This window comes from Pseudomonas sp. GW456-L13, from assembly GCF_017350115.1.
Lineage (GTDB): Bacteria > Pseudomonadota > Gammaproteobacteria > Pseudomonadales > Pseudomonadaceae > Aquipseudomonas > Aquipseudomonas jessenii.
The window spans coordinates 2,194,709-2,212,725 of the sequence record NZ_JACNAS010000002.1; the positions used below are offsets into that span (position 1 = coordinate 2,194,709).

15 protein-coding genes are annotated in these 18,017 nt (G+C 61.1%); 7 read left to right on the plus strand and 8 right to left on the minus strand.

Translation table 11 applies throughout. The annotated features are described in order from the left end of the window. Nucleotides 1-70: 70 nt before the first annotated feature. Complete coding sequence (gene tauA, locus J4D25_RS24190) at nt 71-1,060, plus strand: taurine ABC transporter substrate-binding protein (protein WP_057712839.1); 990 nt, start codon at nt 71-73, stop codon at nt 1,058-1,060. Between the two features lie 128 nt (nt 1,061-1,188). Here tauA and argA read toward each other — a convergent pair whose 3' ends face one another. Both argA and argE read right to left on the minus strand, forming a co-directional pair. Continuing rightward, nucleotides 1,189-2,487 (minus strand): amino-acid N-acetyltransferase, encoded by a 1,299-nt coding sequence (gene argA / locus J4D25_RS24195; protein ID WP_057712838.1) that lies wholly within the window; start codon nt 2,485-2,487, stop codon nt 1,189-1,191. Between the two features lie 245 nt (nt 2,488-2,732). Then, complete coding sequence (gene argE, locus J4D25_RS24200; RefSeq protein WP_057712837.1) at nt 2,733-3,881, minus strand: acetylornithine deacetylase; 1,149 nt, start codon at nt 3,879-3,881, stop codon at nt 2,733-2,735. 157 nt (nt 3,882-4,038) lie between these two features. Between argE and J4D25_RS24205 the strand changes: the two genes are divergently transcribed. Beyond that, entirely contained in the window at nt 4,039-5,406 is a 1,368-nt protein-coding gene (locus tag J4D25_RS24205; protein WP_057712836.1) for an inorganic triphosphatase, read from the plus strand. A 97-nt stretch (nt 5,407-5,503) separates the two neighbouring features. On the opposite strand, the gene J4D25_RS24210 is transcribed toward J4D25_RS24205, so the two are convergent. Beyond that, nucleotides 5,504-5,968: an Lrp/AsnC family transcriptional regulator gene (locus tag J4D25_RS24210; protein ID WP_007978926.1), complete on the minus strand. Its 465-nt coding sequence runs from the start codon at nt 5,966-5,968 to the stop codon at nt 5,504-5,506. Nucleotides 5,969-6,094: 126 nt separating this feature from the next. On the opposite strand from J4D25_RS24210, the gene J4D25_RS24215 reads away from it, so the two are divergent. The 5 genes from J4D25_RS24215 (at nt 6,095) to J4D25_RS24235 (ending at nt 10,157) form a co-directional block, all read left to right on the plus strand. Beyond that, nucleotides 6,095-6,433 (plus strand): hypothetical protein, encoded by a 339-nt coding sequence (locus tag J4D25_RS24215; RefSeq protein ID WP_057712835.1) that lies wholly within the window; start codon nt 6,095-6,097, stop codon nt 6,431-6,433. A gap of 90 nt (nt 6,434-6,523) precedes the next feature. Then, complete coding sequence (locus J4D25_RS24220; protein WP_057712834.1) at nt 6,524-8,308, plus strand: GspE/PulE family protein; 1,785 nt, start codon at nt 6,524-6,526, stop codon at nt 8,306-8,308. A gap of 84 nt (nt 8,309-8,392) precedes the next feature. Beyond that, on the plus strand, nt 8,393-9,313 hold the full coding sequence (locus J4D25_RS24225; protein WP_057712833.1) for an SPFH domain-containing protein: 921 nt from the start codon (nt 8,393-8,395) through the stop codon (nt 9,311-9,313). An 8-nt stretch (nt 9,314-9,321) separates the two neighbouring features. After that, the gene (locus tag J4D25_RS24230) at nt 9,322-9,771 is read left to right on the plus strand and encodes an NfeD family protein (RefSeq protein WP_057712832.1); all 450 of its coding nucleotides are present in this window, start codon (nt 9,322-9,324) and stop codon (nt 9,769-9,771) included. Nucleotides 9,772-9,839: 68 nt separating this feature from the next. Then, nucleotides 9,840-10,157, plus strand: coding sequence for a DUF2388 domain-containing protein (locus J4D25_RS24235; RefSeq protein ID WP_057712831.1), 318 nt, complete (start codon nt 9,840-9,842; stop codon nt 10,155-10,157). 194 nt (nt 10,158-10,351) lie between these two features. Here the strand turns inward: J4D25_RS24235 and gcvP are convergent, their stop codons facing one another. The 5 genes from gcvP to J4D25_RS24260 all read right to left on the minus strand — a co-directional run bounded on the left by gcvP (nt 10,352) and on the right by J4D25_RS24260 (nt 17,951). Beyond that, nucleotides 10,352-13,225 (minus strand): aminomethyl-transferring glycine dehydrogenase, encoded by a 2,874-nt coding sequence (gcvP, locus tag J4D25_RS24240; RefSeq protein ID WP_057712830.1) that lies wholly within the window; start codon nt 13,223-13,225, stop codon nt 10,352-10,354. Nucleotides 13,226-13,453: 228 nt separating this feature from the next. Then, nucleotides 13,454-13,837 (minus strand): glycine cleavage system protein GcvH, encoded by a 384-nt coding sequence (gene gcvH, locus J4D25_RS24245; RefSeq protein WP_057712829.1) that lies wholly within the window; start codon nt 13,835-13,837, stop codon nt 13,454-13,456. A gap of 48 nt (nt 13,838-13,885) precedes the next feature. Further along, entirely contained in the window at nt 13,886-14,968 is a 1,083-nt protein-coding gene (gcvT, locus tag J4D25_RS24250) for a glycine cleavage system aminomethyltransferase GcvT (protein WP_057712828.1), read from the minus strand. Between the two features lie 156 nt (nt 14,969-15,124). Next, nucleotides 15,125-16,741 carry an iron ABC transporter permease gene (locus J4D25_RS24255; protein WP_057712827.1) on the minus strand — a complete coding sequence of 539 codons (1,617 nt, stop codon included), beginning with the start codon at nt 16,739-16,741 and terminating at the stop codon, nt 15,125-15,127. Nucleotides 16,742-16,946: 205 nt separating this feature from the next. After that, complete coding sequence (locus J4D25_RS24260; protein WP_057712826.1) at nt 16,947-17,951, minus strand: extracellular solute-binding protein; 1,005 nt, start codon at nt 17,949-17,951, stop codon at nt 16,947-16,949. Between the last annotated feature and the right edge of the window lie 66 nt (nt 17,952-18,017).

Below are 18,017 nucleotides of genomic sequence, written 5' to 3' on the forward strand. Positions count from 1 at the left end.
ATTTTTGCTTTTTTAGATCGATTAGTTTCTTACGCAATCCGGAAACAAATCCTTACCGAAAGGCAGCCCCATGACGATCAAGCGCGCACTATCCAGACCAATTGTTACAGTTTGTGTATCTCTCGCATTTTCTTTCACCGCCCAAGCGGCGAACCTCACCGTCGGTTATCAAACCGGAATCGACCCCAGCAAAGTCCCCCAGGCCGATGGCCTTTATGAAAAAACCATCGGCCAGCCCATCGACTGGCGACGCTTCAACAGCGGCCCGGAAGTGGTCACGGCGATTGCCTCCGGCGATGTACAAATCGGCAATCTCGGCTCCAGTCCGCTGGCCGCTGCCGCTTCGCGCAAGCTGCCGATTGTCGCGTTCATCGTCTCGGCCCAGATCAATGCCGCCGAAGCGCTGGTGGTGCGCAATGGCAGCGGCATCGAAAAACCACAAGATCTGATCGGAAAGACCATCGCCACGCCTTTCGTTTCAACCTCCCACTACAGCCTGCTCGGTGCGTTGAAGCACTGGGGCCTGGACAGTTCGAAAGTCAAAGTGGTGAACCTGCAGCCGGCGGAAATCGCGGCAGCCTGGAAGCGGGGAGATATTGATGGCGCGTTTGTCTGGTCGCCCGCTCTGGGGGAAATCCGCAAGAGTGGCAAGACCCTGACCGACGCTGCACAGGTAGGCCAATGGGGAGCACCCACCTTCGAGGTCTGGGTGGCACGCAAGGATTACGCCGAGAAGCACCCGGAGGTGGTGGCCAGATTCGCCAAGGTCACCCTCGATGCCTTTGCTGATTACGCGGCGCATAAAGCCAGCTGGACTGCCGACTCGGTACCGGTGCAGAAAATCGCCAAACTGACCGGTGCCAATGCCGCCGATGTGCCGGAGTTATTGGCCGGTTCCGCATTCCCGGATGCCAAGGCGCAACAGAGCGCCGCGCTGCTGGACGGCGGCACGGCCAAGGCCATTGGCGAGACGGCGAAATTCTTGAAGGAACAAGGGAAGGTGGAGACGGTGCTGCCGGATTACTCGCCGTATGTCAGCGCGAAGTTTGTCGCCGAGTAACATCACCGACCTCTGTAGGAGCGAGCCTGCTCGCGAAAAACCCAAGGACGCCAAGGGGCATCTGGTTTTACGCGTTATCGTTCACGATTTTCGCGAGCGAGCTCGCTCCTACAAGGACCGTATCCTGATCAAAGGGCTTTTTCGAAGATCTTCGAATTACGCTGATAGTTGTACAGCGACGCCCGCGCCGACGGCAGACGATCAACGCTGCTCGGCACAAAACCACGCTCGCGGAACCAGTGAGCGGTGCGGGTAGTAAGGACGAATAATGTCTTCAAACCCTGAGCCCGGGCGCGGGTCTCGATGCGCTCCAGCAATTCATCACCGCGACCGCCATGGCGATACTCTGGATTCACCGCCAGGCACGCCAGTTCACCGGCATCCGAATCGGCAATCTGATACAGCGCCGCACAGGCGATGATCATGCCTTCGCGCTCGACCACACTGAACTGTTCGATCTCGCGCTCCAGCACCTCGCGGGAACGGCGCACCAGGATGCCCTGCTCTTCCAGCGGGCTGATCAAATCCAGCAAACCACCGACGTCTTCAATGGCCGCTTCGCGTACGACTTCGAACTGCTCCTGGGCCACCAGCGTACCGCCACCGTCGCGGGTGAACAGCTCGGTCAGCAGTGCACCGTCTTCGGCATAACTGACGATATGGCTGCGGGCCACGCCGCCACGGCAAGCTTCGGCCGCTGCATCGAGCAATTCTGCCTGATAGTTACTGCCCAACCGTTGCAGATGCGCCGGCACCTGCTGCGGACGCAGTTCACGCACCAGGCGCCCGTGTTCGTCGATCAGGCCCAGGTCGGCGCCGAACAGCAGCAGTTTGTCCGCGCCCAGGTCGATGGCCGCGCGGGTGGCGACGTCTTCGCAGGCCAGGTTGAAAATCTCCCCGGTCGGCGAATAGCCCAGCGGCGACAACAGCACGATGGAACGCTCGTCCAGCAGACGGTTGATGCCCTTGCGGTCGACCCGGCGCACTTCGCCGGTGTGGTGATAGTCGACGCCTTCAAGCACGCCGATCGGCCGTGCCGTCACCAGGTTGCCGCTGGCCACCCGCAGGCGCGAACCCTGCATCGGCGACGAAGCCATGTCCATCGACAGGCGAGCCTCAATGGCAATGCGTAACTGGCCAACCGCGTCGATCACGCACTCCAGGGTCGCGGCATCGGTGATGCGCATCCCGTGGTGGTAATGCGGGGTCAGGCCACGGGCCGCGAGGCGCGCTTCGATTTGCGGGCGGGAACCGTGAACCAGCACCAGACGCACGCCCAGGCTGTGCAACAGCACCAGGTCATGGACGATATTGCCGAAATTCGGGTGTTCAACGCCGTCGCCGGGCAGCATGACGACAAAGGTGCAATCGCGGTGGGCGTTGATGTAAGGCGAAGCGTGACGAAGCCAATTGACGTATTCGGGCATGAACCTGGGCCTGTAATAAATAGCAGCCGAAAAAAGGGCGAAACTGAAAACGCACAGCGGGCTGATGGTTATCGTCGGAACAGGCTTGGCGACACGCGCGCTCTCCTCATGAATACGGGTTGGGACATCGGCAATTTAACTGCAAAACCCTGTAGGAGCGAGCTTGCTCGCGATGGATATGAGGGCACCGCGCTCATCCAGGCAGCCCTCGTCATCGTTAACGTCCATCGCGAGCAGGCTCGCTCCTACACGGGTGTCAGGCAATAGTGTTCGATCAGTTGCCTTAATAGATGCACCGTAGGCTGCAAACGTGACATTTCGAGGTATTCCCCCGGCTGATGGGCGCAGGCGATATCACCCGGGCCAAGCACCAGCGTTTCACAGCCAAGACGCTGAAGATAAGGTGCTTCGGTGCCGAACGCCACCGCTTCGGCGCTGTGACCGGTGAGCTTTTCGGCAATGCGCACCAACTCTGCGTCCTCGGCCTGCTCGAACGGCGGCACTTCGGGGAACAACGGCGCGTAATCGATCTTGACCTGATGCCGCTCGGCAACCGGCTTGAGCTTCTGCAGGATCTCGGCGCGCAGGACCTTGGGATCCATGCCGGGCAGCGGCCGCAAATCGAATTCCAGCGAACACTGGCCGCAGATGCGGTTGGGGTTGTCGCCGCCATGGATGCAGCCGAAATTCATCGTTGGCGTCGGCACGCCAAACTGTGGATTGCGGAATTCGCGCTGCCATAACAAGCGCAGGCCACGCAGTTCACCGATGGCATCGTGCATGGCTTCCAGGGCGCTGTGCCCCAGGCGCGGGTCGGAGGAATGACCGCTCTGACCAAGGATGTCGATGCGCTCCATCATGATGCCCTTGTGCATGCGGATCGGCTTGAGCCCTGTCGGCTCGCCGATCACCGCCGCCCGCCCCAGCGGTCGCCCCGCTTCGGCCAGCGCGCGGGCACCGGACATCGAACTTTCTTCATCGCAAGTGGCGAGAATCAGCAACGGCTGTTTGAACGGCTGATCGAGCAGCGGTATGACCGCCTCGATGGCCAGGGCGAAAAAGCCCTTCATGTCGCAACTGCCCAGGCCGACCCAACGACCGTCGACTTCAGTGAGCTTCAGCGGGTCGGTTTGCCACAGCGCACCGTCGAACGGCACGGTGTCGCTGTGCCCGGCCAGGACCAGGCCGCCGGGGCCGGAGCCGAAACTGGCCAGCAAGTTGAACTTGCCGGGGCTGACTTGCTGGATATCGCAGGTAAAACCCAGCTCACCGAGCCACGTCGCCAGCAGATCGATGACCGGGCGGTTGGTTTGATCGAGACTGGGTTGGGTGCAACTGACGGACGGTGCAGCGATCAACGCAGCGAATTGTTCTTTCATCGACGGCAATGGCATCGCTGACTCCCGGCACCTGAATTGAAGTCCATCATAGAACCAACCGATGACAGGAATAAACCGTCTCGGCGCGTACTAACCTTGAGTCCTGTACACTGCACGACCTTGGCAGCCACACATTCCCCCGGCTGCGCTCCCGATCCTGGATTTTCCGGCCATGCAGAAAGAAACCGAAATCAAACTCCGCGTCAGCCGCGAAACCCTCGCCGCACTGCGCGAGCACCCGTTACTGAAAAAACGCAACAAAAGTGGCTGGGAACGCCGTGAGTTGATGAATCAGTACTTCGACACGCCCGAGCGTGACCTGGCCCAGGCAAAAGTCGCCCTGCGCCTGCGCAAGGATGGCGAAGAAGTGATTCAGACCCTCAAGACCCGCGGCCAGAGCGTCGCCGGTCTGTCCGTTCGTAACGAATACGACTGGAACCTGCCCAAGGCCAAGCTCGACCTGAAGAAACTCGACGGCGAATGTTGGCCCGAGGAACTGGCCGAACTGGACAAGAAGACCCTGAAGCCAATCTTCACCACCGACTTCGTCCGCGAACGCGCGGAACTCGCCTGGGGTCGCGGCAAGACCAAAGTGGTCATCGAAGCAGCGCTGGACTTGGGTCACGTCGTGGTCGGCAAGCAGAAAGAAGAAATCTGCGAGCTGGAACTGGAACTGCGCGAAGGCGAACCGGCAGCCCTGCTGGAACTGGCCGCCGAGCTGGCCGAGAAACTGGCCCTGATGCCATGCGATATCAGCAAGGCCGAGCGCGGTTATCGCCTGTACGACGCCCACAGCTATTCGTTGAGCCTGCCGGCACCGCAGATCACCGCTGAAACGCCGCTGGACGACGCGTTCGCCGCGCTGAGCTGGCATTTGCTGGGCAGCAGCCAGCGTCTGGCCGAGCAGTATCGCTTCAACGGTCACTGGCGCCTGTTGCAGGACTGGGTCGAGTGCCTCGCGGAAATGCGCGCGCTGATCAGCAGCCTGGGCCAGGCCGCTCCGCGTCAGTCGACCCACGATCTGCGTATCGCCCTCGATGCCTTGCTGGAAGACTGGCGTCCGCTGGTACAAGCCGGCCTGGACGATGAAGACGTGCGCAAAGCCGCGCCCGAGCAGTTCCTCGAAGAGCTCGAAGACCCGCGCTGGGGCCTGTTCTCCCTGACCACCTCGCGCTGGCTGCTGGCCCGCACCTGGGCCGCCGACCGCAACACCCGTGGCAATCGCCAGGGCGCTGCGCAACTGGGCAGCTGGTTGCCGCGCCTGCTGGGCGAAGAAGCCACTTCGTTGCAACTGCAACGTTACCAGCAACAACCGGAAGACCTGGCCGAGCAACTGCCGCGCATCGAACGCATCCAGGTCTGGCTGCACCATGCGCGTAACGTGCTGGAGATCCCGGAAATGGATCGCCTGTACGGCGAGTTGAACAAGCTGGCGCAACTGGCCAACGAGTCGATCACCGACGAAGTCCTGGATGCACGTAAGCAGCAGGCGATTGCGGTGTATCAGAACCGCGCCTGGAAAATGTTGCTGCGCCTGTAATACCGCCATCGCGAGCAAGCTCGCTCCCACAGGATTTATGCGGTCCTTGTGGGAGCGAGCTTGCTCGCGATGAGGCCGGCACAGTCACCGCAAAATTTCAGACCGGCAAACTGGTGGTCGACTTGATCTCCGACAACGCCACGATCGAATTGACCTCCTGAATCCCCGGCACCATCGACAGTTTCTCGAAGAAGAAGCGCTCGTACGCCTCGATGTCCGCCGTGACAATCCGCAGCAAGAAATCCACCGCCCCCATCAGCACGTAACACTCCAGCACCTCCGGAAAGCCGCGAATCGCCTCGGTGAATTCGGTGAAGTTCGAACGCCCGTGGGCATTGAGTTTCACCTCCGCGAAGATCTGCGTGTTCAGGCCGATTTTCTTGCGGTCGAGCAAGGTCACCTGGCCGCGAATGATGCCCTCCTCTTTCATCCGCTGAATCCGCCGCCAGCACGGCGATTGCGAGAGCCCCACCTGCTCGGCGATCTGTGCGCTGGAAAGCGAAGCGTCCTCTTGCAGCAAGGCGAGGATCTTGCGGTCGTAGCTGTCCAGTTCGCTATGCATAAAAAAACCCTTAACTGCGTAATAAGTGAATTGATTTATTCTTCATTCCTGCAATACAGCCAATCATAGAGAAGAAATACCCGGCACAGGATGTAAACATTTCTCCAATGATTCTGGAGCCTGACCATGCCGTATCTCGAAGCCGTGAACACCCCACCTGCCCGCGCCGATGTCTGGAACGTCGGCAACGCCCATTGCCGGGTTCGCTATCAAATGACGGCCGAGGCTGAACCGGACCTGCTGTGTCGCGCCCTCAATCTGTTCGCCCTGCAATTGCTCACGCCGGAGCAGGTCAACGCGCAGCGCCAGGACGACTGGCTGACCATCGAAGTTGTCATCGACGGTTTGAGCTGGCACCGCGCGCAAGTGATTGCGGAAAAACTTCGCAACCTGATCAGCGTCTGCTCGGTGGAGCTGCAAGAAGCTGATGCCCCATGGACCGAAGCGGTTCAAGCGGCGGGCTGAAAAACTCCGAAACGGCTTTGTCGGGTAGTGGCCCAGCGGTCAGCCGGGCCACGGCTATCCTTTGCGCACTGTCGTTCAAAAGGAGCCCGCATGTCCGTACAAATCGCCCTTCAGGACCGCTGGCTGGATCTCAATGATCTACTGCGCGAACTCGTCGCCCAGGGCTTTATCAGCCAGGATTCGGCCGAACACGCACTCAATGCCCGCCGCCGCAACGCCTCCCTTGGGCAGATGCATCCGCTGGAGTTCATTGCCAGCCAACAGCTGGACGATCTCAGCCGCCCCGGCAAACCGCTGGACCTCGAGAGCCTGACCCTGTGGCTGTCCCGGCAGGCCGGCCAGCCTTACCTGCGCATCGACCCACTGAAAATCAACGTCGCGGCCGTGACCCCGCTGATGTCCTATGCCTTCGCCCAGCGCCACAAGATCCTCGCGGTAGCCATCGACCGCGAGGCGGTAACCGTGGCCAGCGCCCAGCCTTATGTCAGCGGCTGGGAGGCTGACCTGACCCACGTGCTCAAATTGCCGATCAAGCGCGTGGTGGCCAACCCCGTGGACATCCAGCGCTTGAGCGTCGAATTCTTCCGCCTGGCCAAATCGGTCACCGGGGCGAACAGCGCCGACCCGCACGTCAGTACCCTCGGCAATTTCGAACAGCTGCTCAACCTCGGCGCCAGCGACCAGGAGCCGGACGCCAACGACGCACACATCGTCAATATCGTCGACTGGCTGTTCCAGTACGCGTTCCAGCAACGCGCCAGCGACATCCATATCGAGCCCCGGCGCGAGCAAGGCACGGTGCGCTTTCGCATCGACGGCGTGCTGCACAACGTCTATCAATTCCCGCCCCAGGTCACCATGGCCATCGTCAGTCGCCTGAAAACCCTGGGGCGCATGAACGTCGCGGAGAAACGCAAACCCCAGGACGGCCGGGTGAAAACCAAGACTCCGGACGGCGGTGAAGTCGAATTGCGTTTGTCGACACTGCCCACGGCCTTCGGCGAAAAAATGGTCATGCGGATCTTCGATCCGGAAGTATTGCTCAAGGACTTCGACCAGCTTGGTTTCTCCGCCGACGACCTGCGCCGCTGGCAAGACATGACCCGCCAACCCCACGGCATCATCCTCGTTACCGGGCCGACGGGCTCGGGCAAGACCACCACCCTCTACACCACCCTGAAAAAACTGGCGACGCCGGAGGTCAACCTCTGCACCATCGAAGACCCGATTGAAATGGTCGAGCCGGCGTTCAACCAGATGCAGGTCCAGCACAACATCGACCTGACCTTCGCCGCCGGCGTGCGCGCGTTGATGCGGCAAGACCCGGACATCATCATGATCGGCGAGATCCGCGACCTCGAAACCGCGGAAATGGCGATCCAGGCGGCGCTCACCGGGCACCTGGTGCTGTCGACCCTGCACACCAACGACGCGCCCAGCGCCATCAGCCGTCTTCTGGAGCTCGGCGTGCCGCATTACCTGATCAAGGCCACAGTGCTTGGCGTCATGGCCCAGCGACTGGTGCGAACCCTGTGCCCGCACTGCAAGGCGCCGCTGACGCTGGGCGAAGACGACTGGCAAACCCTGACCCGTCCCTGGCAAGCACCGTTGCCGGCCAATGCCCAGCGTGCCATCGGTTGCGTGGAATGCCGCGACACCGGTTATCGCGGTCGCGCCGGGGTCTACGAAATCATGCAACTGAGCGATGGCATCAAGGCGTTGATCAGTCCCGACACCGATCTGCTGGCCGTGCGGCGCCAGGCATTCAAGGAGGGCATGCGCAGCCTGCGGTTGTCAGGAGCGCAAAAGGTCGCCGCCGGGCTGACGACTATCGAGGAGATTCTGCGCGTGACTCCCCAGAGCGAGCAGAACTGAGCCTGGCTGTACTGATCCGGCATCGGCACAGCTACACTTCAGCCATTGCAACTCCACAGATCCACACATCAACAAGGAATCGTTATGCAGATCGGTAGTGTGCTTTTGCTTTTTGTCGGCCTGGTGGTCGCCATTCTGTTCATGGGTTTCAAGGTCGTGCCCCAAGGCTTTGAATGGACCGTCGAGCGTTTCGGTCGCTACACCAACACGCTCAAGCCGGGGCTGAACGTCATCATTCCGGTCATGGACCGCATCGGCCGCAAGATGAATGTGATGGAAAGCGTGCTGGATATTCCGCCACAGGAAGTCATTACCGCCGACAACGCCACGGTGCAAATCGACGCCGTGTGCTTCTTCCAGGTGGTCAACACCGCCCAGGCGGCCTACGAGGTCAACAACCTCGAACACGCCATCCGCAATCTGCTGCAAACCAACATCCGCACCGTGCTCGGCTCGATGGAGCTCGACGCCATGCTCAGCCAGCGTGACGGGATCAACGAAAAACTGCTGCGCACCGTCGACGAAGCGACCGCGCCTTGGGGCATCAAGATCACCCGGATCGAGATCAAGGACATCAGCCCGCCCGCCGACCTGATGGCGGCGATGTCGGGGCAGATGAAAGCCGAGCGAATCAAGCGTGCACAGATCCTCGAGGCCGAGGGCCTGCGCGCCGCAGCGATCCTGACCGCGGAAGGCAAGAAGCAGGCGCAGATCCTCGAAGCCGAAGGCAGTCGCCAGGCCGCCTTCCTGGAAGCCGAAGCCCGCGAGCGGCAAGCCGCGGCAGAAGCCCAGGCGACCAAAGTGGTGTCCGAAGCCATCGCCAGCGGCAACGTGCAGGCGGTGAACTACTTCGTGGCGCAGAAGTACATCGATGCGCTGGGCAAGTTGTCCTCGGCCAACAACAGCAAGGTGATCCTGATGCCGCTGGAAGCCAGTTCGATGATCGGTGCGGTGGGCGGCATTGGCGAAATCGTCAAGGCCACTTTCGATAACAAGAAAGCCTGAGGCACGCCATGTGGGCATTTTTGCAGCACCTTTCATTCTGGGACTGGTTGGCGCTGGGCACGGTACTGTTGATTCTCGAAGTGTTCGGCGCCGGCGGTTATCTGCTGTGGATCGGTATGGCCGCGGCAACCGTGGGCGTCTTGACCTTCCTGATGCCGGACCTGTCCTGGGAATGGCAGTTTCTGTTGTTCGGCCTGCTGTCGATCACCACCGCGTTGTACTGGTGGCGGCGTCAGCGCACGGCAATGCGTCCGAGTGATCAGCCGCACCTGAATCTGCGCGGCCAGGAACTGATCGGCAAAACCTTCGTGGTGCATGAAGCGATTGTCGACGGTCGCGGCAAGATCAAGGTGGCTGACGGCGTGTGGATGGCCCGCGGGCCGGACACCGCCACTGGCAGCCGCGTGCGGGTGGTCGGCCAGCAAGGCGCCATCCTGTTGGTCGAAGCGGCGGATTAAGCGACCACGGAACTCGATTGGGGGTTGGCAATCCAACCGCGTAGTCAACCCAGTGGAGTCACCCTGTCATGCGTTTCAAACTTGCTGTCGCTACCGTCGCGCTGTTGTCCCTGCCTGTCGGTTCGGCGATGGCCGATACTTTTTGGCGTAACGTTCTTACGTCCGGTGCAACCACCGGTTCGAGCTATCTGACATCCAAGGATAACAAGCTGGTCGTCGCGGCCCAGGACGATGCCAGCAGCTTCGTCGCCAGTGACGGCGGTATCCGCGGTCCGTACCTGGAAGCGGCCATGCAGAAGGTCCGCGCCGAAAACCCGGGCCTGCAAGCCACGGACATGGAACTGGCGAACGCGATCCTGGCGAAGAATGCCGTGGCTTCGGAGTAACCGTTGCGAATGAAAAATGCCGCTCAATTGAGCGGCATTTTTTTGCCTTGCGAACACAAATCTCATGTTCACCGAGCCGCCCTGTGGGAGCGAGCTTGCTCGCGATAGCGGTGGATCAGTAAAAACTTCATTGACTGTCACACCGCAATCGCGAGCAAGCTCGCTCCTACAGGGGTTATGTGTTGCCTGAGATGTCAGCGGTAATCATCCACCGGCACACACGCACAAAACAGGTTCCGGTCCCCATACACGTTGTCCACCCGGTTCACCACCGGCCAGTATTTGTGAGCCTTGGTGTGCGCGTCCGGCGTGACCGCTTGCACGATGCTGTAGGGTCGTTCCCACACGCCGGTGATATCGGCCAACGTATGCGGCGCACCTTTCAACGGGTTTTCTTCAGCCGGCCAATTACCGTTCTGCACCTCGTTGATTTCCGCGCGGATGCTCAGCATCGCCCCGATGAACCGGTCCAGCTCCGCCTTCGATTCACTTTCGGTCGGCTCGACCATCAGCGTCCCCGGCACGGGAAACGACATGGTCGGGGCATGGAAGCCGTAATCCATCAGACGCTTGGCCACGTCCTCCTCGGTAATGCCGGTCAACGCCTTGAGCGGTCGCAGGTCGAGGATGCATTCGTGGGCCACCCGTTCGTTGCGCCCGGTATAGAGCACCGGGAAAGCACCGGACAAATGCCGCGCCAGATAATTCGCGGCCAGGATCGCCACTTCGCTGGCGTCCGCCAGTTGCGGCCCCATCATGGCGATGTACATCCAGCTGATCGGCAGAATGCTTGCGCTGCCCCAAGGCGCTGCGCTGACGGCGCCATTTTGCGGGTGCGGCCCGTCGATTGGCACCACCGGATGGTTGGCCACGAACGGCGCCAGATGTGCCCGAACACCAATCGGCCCCATGCCCGGCCCACCGCCACCATGGGGAATGCAGAAGGTCTTGTGCAGGTTCATGTGCGAGACATCGGCACCAATATCGGCCGGCCGCGCCAACCCCACCTGAGCGTTGAGGTTGGCGCCATCCATGTACACCTGCCCCCCGTGCTGGTGGATCACCTCACAGATTTCGCTGATGCCTTCCTCATACACCCCATGGGTCGAAGGATAGGTCGCCATCAGGCAGGCGAGTTTTTCGGCGGCCTGCGCGGCTTTTTCCTTGAGGTCATCCAGGTCGACGTTGCCCGCCTCGTCGCACTCGACGATCACCACGCGCATCCCGGCCATTTGCGCCGACGCGGGATTGGTGCCGTGAGCCGACGAAGGAATCAGGCAGATATCGCGGCCGCCCTGTTGCCGGCTCTCATGGTATTTGCGGATCGCCAGCAGCCCGGCGTATTCGCCCTGGGCACCGGAGTTGGGTTGCATGCAAATCGCGTCGAAACCGGTGATCGCGCACAACCAGCGCTCCAGTTCCTCGATCATCAGCCCATAACCGGCGGCCTGCTCCTTGGGCACGAACGGGTGCAGGTTGGCGAACTGCGGCCAGGTAATCGGGATCATCTCGCTGGTGGCGTTGAGCTTCATGGTGCAGGAGCCCAATGGGATCATCGATTGATTGAGCGCCAGGTCCTTGTTTTCCAGCTGCTTGAGGTAGCGCAGCATCTCGGTTTCGCTGTGATGGGCGCTGAACACGGGGTGACGCAGATAAGGTGAGGTTCGCGCCAGCCCCTGGGGAATTCCGCCAGGCAAGACTTCGGCATCCAGGTCGTCGATGCTGAGCCCGTGATCGGCCCCCAGGAACACGTCGAACAGCTTCGCCACGGTGCCTTCGTCGCAGGTCTCGTCGAGGCTCAAGCCCAGTTGGCCGCGCCCGAGAATGCGCAGGTTGATCTGCGCAGCCCGGGCACTTTCGATGATGGCGGTCTGGGTCCCGCCGACTTCCAGCGTCAGGGTGTCGAAGAAGTGCCGGTTCACCCGGACGATACCGTTGCGCTCAAGCCCGGTGGCAAGGATGCAGGTCAGCCGATGAACCCGCTGGGCAATTCGCTTGAGCCCTTCGGGACCGTGGTAGACCGCATAGAAACTGGCGATATTGGCCAGCAGCACCTGGGCCGTGCAGATGTTGGAGTTGGCCTTCTCCCGGCGAATGTGTTGCTCGCGGGTTTGCAGGGCCATGCGCAGGGCGGTGTTGCCCCGCGCATCTTTCGAAACACCGATGATCCGCCCGGGAATCGCACGCTTGTATTCATCGCGGCTGGCAAAAAACGCCGCATGAGGCCCACCGTAGCCCATGGGCACGCCAAATCGCTGGGACGAGCCGAACACCACATCGGCACCCAGTTCACCCGGCGGAGTCAACAACAACAGGCTCAGCAAATCCGTGGCGACACAGGCCAGGGCCTGTTGCGCGTGCAGGTGATCAATCAGCGGTCGCAGGTCGTGGATTTCACCGTGGGTGTCAGGGTATTGCAACAGCGCGCCGAACACCTGGTGCCGTTTCAAGTTATCCACAGTGTCGACGATCAGATCGAAGCCGAAACCTTCAGCGCGGGTCTGCACCACGGAAATGGTTTGCGGGTGGCAGTTTTCGTCGACAAAGAACAGGTTGCTTTTGGACTTGGCGACCCGCTTGGCCAGGGCCATGGCCTCCGCCGCGGCGGTGGCTTCATCGAGTAGCGAGGCATTGGCCAGTTCCAGGCCGGTCAGGTCGATGGTCAGTTGCTGGAAGTTCAGCAGCGCTTCAAGTCGCCCTTGGGCGATCTCTGGCTGATAGGGGGTGTATGCGGTGTACCAGCCGGGATTTTCCAGCACATTACGCAGAATGACCGCCGGTGTGAGGGTGCCGTGGTAGCCCATGCCGATCAGGCTGGTCCAGACCTGGTTCTGCTCGGCATAACCGCGCAGCTTGGCCAGCGCGGCCTCTTCATCGAGTGCCGGGGGCAGGTCCAGCGGCCGGTTGAGGCGGATGCCCGGCGGCACCGTCTGCTCGATCAAATCGACCCGACTGCCCAGGCCGAGGCTGTCGAGCATCGCCTGTTGCTCGGCGGCATCGGGCCCGAGGTGGCGGCGCAGAAAGGCATTGGGGTCGCGTAACTGGCTCAGGGACGGCAATTGGGACATGACGGGCTCTCTCTTGACTGGCGCTCAGCGTCGATGCAACACGGTCAAACCAGCATAGCAGCCACTCTGTAGGAGCGAGCTTGCTCGCGATGACCCCGAGCGCGCCGCGGGGTCTCAAGTTGCAGCGTTATCGTTAACGACCATCGCGAGCAAGCTCGCTCCTACAAGGGAAATTCGCCAGACAACAAAAAGCCCCGACGAGTCGGGGCTTTGGATGACGCTGAAGGCTTACTCGCCGATGGCGGCCTTGTAGCCGGCGGCATCCAGCAGTTTTTCCAGGTCTGCAGCGTTGCTTGGCTTGATCTTGAAGATCCACGCGCCGTACGGGTCACTGTTGAGCAGTTCCGGCGAAGCGCTCAAGTCTTCGTTGACCGCGATCACTTCACCGGCAATCGGGGAGTAGATGTCGGAAGCGGCTTTCACCGATTCAACGACACCGGCCTGATCTTCAGCGGCAAACACGTTGCCGACTTCAGTCAGCTCGACGAACACCACATCACCCAGCGCTTCCTGCGCGTGATCGCTGATGCCCACGGTGACGGTGCCATCGGCTTCCAGACGTGCCCATTCGTGACTTTCGGCAAAACGCAGGTCGGCAGGGATATCGCTCATGTTCTGTGTCCTCAGGAAATGGTCGGCGGTCATGTCCGCCAGAAAAGATTAGATCAAGGTTTTGCCGTGGCGTACGAAGGTCGGTTTGACCACCCGGACCGGGTACCACTTGCCACGGATTTCCACTTCAGCGCGGTCGGCTGTTGCCATCGGCACGCGCGCCAGTGCAATCGACTTGCTTAGCGTAGGAGAGAAACTACCACTGGTGATCTCCCCTTCGCCAACATCGGCGATGCGGACCACCTGATGAGCACGCAAAACACCACGCTCCTCAAGGACCAGACCGACCAGTTTGTGCTGTACGCCGGCGGCCTGCTCGGTTTCCAGCGCCTTGCGCCCGATGAACTGCCGGGCGGCAGGTTCCCAGGCAATGCTCCAGGCCATATTGGAGGCCAAGGGTGAAATATCCTGCTGGATGTCCTGACCGTAAAGGTTCATGCCGGCTTCGACCCGCAAGGTATCTCGCGCGCCGAGGCCGATGGGAGAAATCCCAGCTCCGACCAGATCGTTGAAAAAGCCTGGCGCCTGATCGGCCGGCAGAATGATTTCCAGGCCGTCTTCGCCGGTATAACCGGTGCGTGCGATGAACCAGTCACCATCGGACAGGCCTTCGAAAGGCTTGAGGAGCTGGATCAGGTTGCCGCGGGACTGACTGACCAGTTCGGCAATTTTCTGCCGGGCGTGGGGGCCCTGGATGGCCAGCATCGCCAACTCGGTACGCTCGCGAAGTTGCACATCGAAACCGTCGAGATGCGCTTGCATCCAGGCCATGTCCTGATCGCGGGTGGAGGCGTTGACCACCAGGCGATAACCCTCATCGAGACGGTAGACGATCATGTCGTCGACAATCCCGCCCTGCTCGTTGAGCATGGTGCTGTACAACGCACGGCCGGGGCTGTGCAGGCGTTCGACATCATTGGCCAGCAAATGCCGGAGCCAGGCTTTTGCCTGGGCGCCACCGACATCGATTACGGTCATGTGGGATACATCGAAGACACCGCAATCGCGGCGCACCTGATGGTGTTCCTCGACCTGCGATCCATAATGCAGAGGCATGTCCCAACCGCCAAAATCGACCATCTTCGCGCCGAGTGCGAGATGAAGGTCATACAGAGGCGTACGCTGTCCCATGGGTTTCTCCTTCCGGGCGTGGCGAAGATGCGGGCAGGTGCTGCACGGACTGAATGCCTTGAAACAAAGGGCCTTCAGCCGATTTCAGCTACCTGGTCTGTCAGACGGACCGCACCGAATGCCGCGCATTGTAGCCGCAAGGTGTAGGACTGACACCTAGCTGTTTCGATGTGCTGAGCGTCGGATCAATCCGATGACCGGTAACAGCCCGACCAGTACCAGGGTCAATGCCGGCAAAGACGCCCGCGCCCATTCGCCTTCGCTGGTCATTTCGAAGATTCGCACCGCCAGCGTGTCCCAGCCAAACGGGCGCATCAGCAAGGTTGCGGGCATTTCCTTGAGCACATCGACGAACACCAGCAGCGCGGCGCTCAACGTGCCGGGTAGCAATAGTGGCAGATACACTTTGAAAAACAGTCGTGGCCCACTGACGCCAAGGCTACGTGCCGCTTCGGGCAAAGATGGCCGTATACGCGCCAGGCTGCTTTCCAGCGGTCCGTAAGCCACCGCAATGAAGCGCACCAGATACGCCAGCAACAATGCCGACAGGCTGCCCAGCAGCAGCGGCTTGCCCGCGCCACCGAGCCAGCTCGAGAGCGGGATCACCAGTTCGCGGTCCAGGTAACTGAACGCGAGCATGATCGACACCGCCAGCACCGAACCGGGCAAGGCGTAGCCCAGGTTGGCCAGACTGACCCCGGAACGAATGACCCGGGTGGGCGCCAGTCGTCGGGCAAACGCCAGTAACAAGGCGACGCTGACGGTGATCAACGCCGCCATCGCCCCCAGGTACAAGGTATGGACGATCAACCCGGTGTAGCGCTCGTCGAGATCGAAGCGCCCACGCAGCCAGAACCACACCACCAATTGCAGCATCGGGATAACGAAAGCACAGGCGAACACCAGGCAGCACCACGTCGTGGCCGCCAGCGCCTTGACGCCTCGCAGGTGATACAGCGCCTTGACCCGAGGTCGCTCGTTACTTGCCCTGTTCGCCCCACGGGCACGCCGTTCGCCGTAGAGCACGAGCATCACCACCAGCAGTAACAGGCTGGCCAGTTGCGCGGCGGACGACAGGCTGAAAAAACCGTACCAGGTCTTGTAGATGGCCGTGGTGAAGGTATCGAAGTTGAACACCGACACTGCGCCGAAGTCCGCCAGGGTTTCCATCAGTGCCAATGCCACGCCCGCACCGATGGCTGGCCGCGCCATGGGCAATGCCACCCGCCAGAACGCTTGCCAGGGCGATTGGCCAAGGACCCGCGCGGCTTCCATCAGGCCTTTGCCCTGGGCAAGGAAGGCTGTGCGGGCCAGCAGGTAAACATAGGGATAGAAAACCAGCACGAGCACGACGATCACGCCACCCGTGGAGCGCACGCGCGGCAGCCGCAGGCCACTGCCAAACCACTCGCGCAGCAGGGTTTGCACGGGCCCGGCAAAATCCAGCAGGCCGACGAAGACAAAGGCCAGCACATAGGCCGGGATCGCGAAGGGCAGCATCAATGCCCAGTCCAGCCAGCGCCGACCGGGGAATTCGCAAAGGCTGGTGAGCCAGGCCAGGCTGACACCCAGGACTGTCACGCCGACACCGACGCCTAGCACCAGGGTCAGGGTATTGCCCAGCAAACGCGGCATCTGCGTGTCCCAGAGATGAGACCAGATCTGTTGATCGATAGTTTGCCAGGACAGCAGCAGCACGCTCAGGGGCAACAGGACCAGCGCAGCAATGGCGAAGACGACTGGATACCAGCGGCGTTGGGCGGGATGGGCCACAGGCTTGGTTCTCTACTATCTAATGGATGAGATCGACACTGGCAGGAGCGAGCTCGCTTGCGAAAAACGTCAACGATAATGCGGGTAGCCTGACGGTCCGCGGCGCCCTGACGTTCATCGCGAACAAGCTCGCTCCTACAGCGTCAGGGGTGCGTAACGCAAAAACAAACGCCCCGCCTAGGCGGGGCGCAGCATAACAGCTGGCTCAGTTCCAGCCAGCCTTGTCCATCATGCGAATCGCCTCAGCCTGGCGCTTGCCGGCGATTTCCACAGGCAAGGTATCAGCAATGAACTTGCCCCATGCGGCGACTTCAGCCGATGGCTGCACGGCCGGATTCGCCGGGAACTCCTGGTTCACGTCGGCAAAGATTTTCTGCGCTTCAGGGGTGGTCATCCACTCCACCAGAGCCTTGGCCGCTTCCGGGTGTGGCGCGTGTTGTGTCAGGCCGATACCCGACAGGTTGATGTGTACGCCACGGTCAGCCTGGTTCGGCCAGAACAGTTTCACCGGCAGGTCTGGCTTCTGCTTGTGCAGGCGGCCGTAGTAGTAGGTGTTGACGATACCGACGTCACACTGGCCGGCGTTGATCGCTTCCAGCACGGCGGTGTCGTCGGAGAACACGTCGGTGGACAGGTTCCTGACCCAGCCCTTGAGGATTTCCTCGGTCTTCCCGGCGCCGTGTACTTCGATCATGGTCGCGGTCAGGGACTGGTTGTAGACCTTCTTCGCCGTGCGCAGGCACAGGCGGCCTTCCCATTGTTTGTCGGCCAGCGCTTCGTAGGTGGTCAGTTCACCCGGCTTCACCCGATCTGTGGAGTAGGCAATGGTCCGCGCCCGCAGGCTCAGGCCGGTCCAGGCGTGGGAGGCTGCCCGGTATTGCAGCGGAATATTGGTGTCGATGGTTTTCGAGGTGAACGGCTGGAGGATGCCCATCTGCTCGGCTTGCCAGAGGTTACCGGCATCGACGGTGAGCAGCAGGTCGGCCGGCGTATTCGCGCCCTCGGCCTTGAGCCGCTGCATCAACGGCGCTTCCTTGTCGGTGATGAACTTCACCTTCACGCCGGTCTTGGCGGTGTAGGCATCGAATACTGGCTTGATCAGCTCGTCGATTCGCGAGGAGTAGACCACCACTTCGTCAGCGGCCTGGGCGGCGGTGCTGCCGATCAGGGTCAAGGCCAGTGCAGTCAGTAGACGCTTCGGTGCCAACATGGGAGCGGTCTCTCGATTGAAAAATGAGGACAAATGATAAGGACTCACATTTAGCTTCTCAATCGA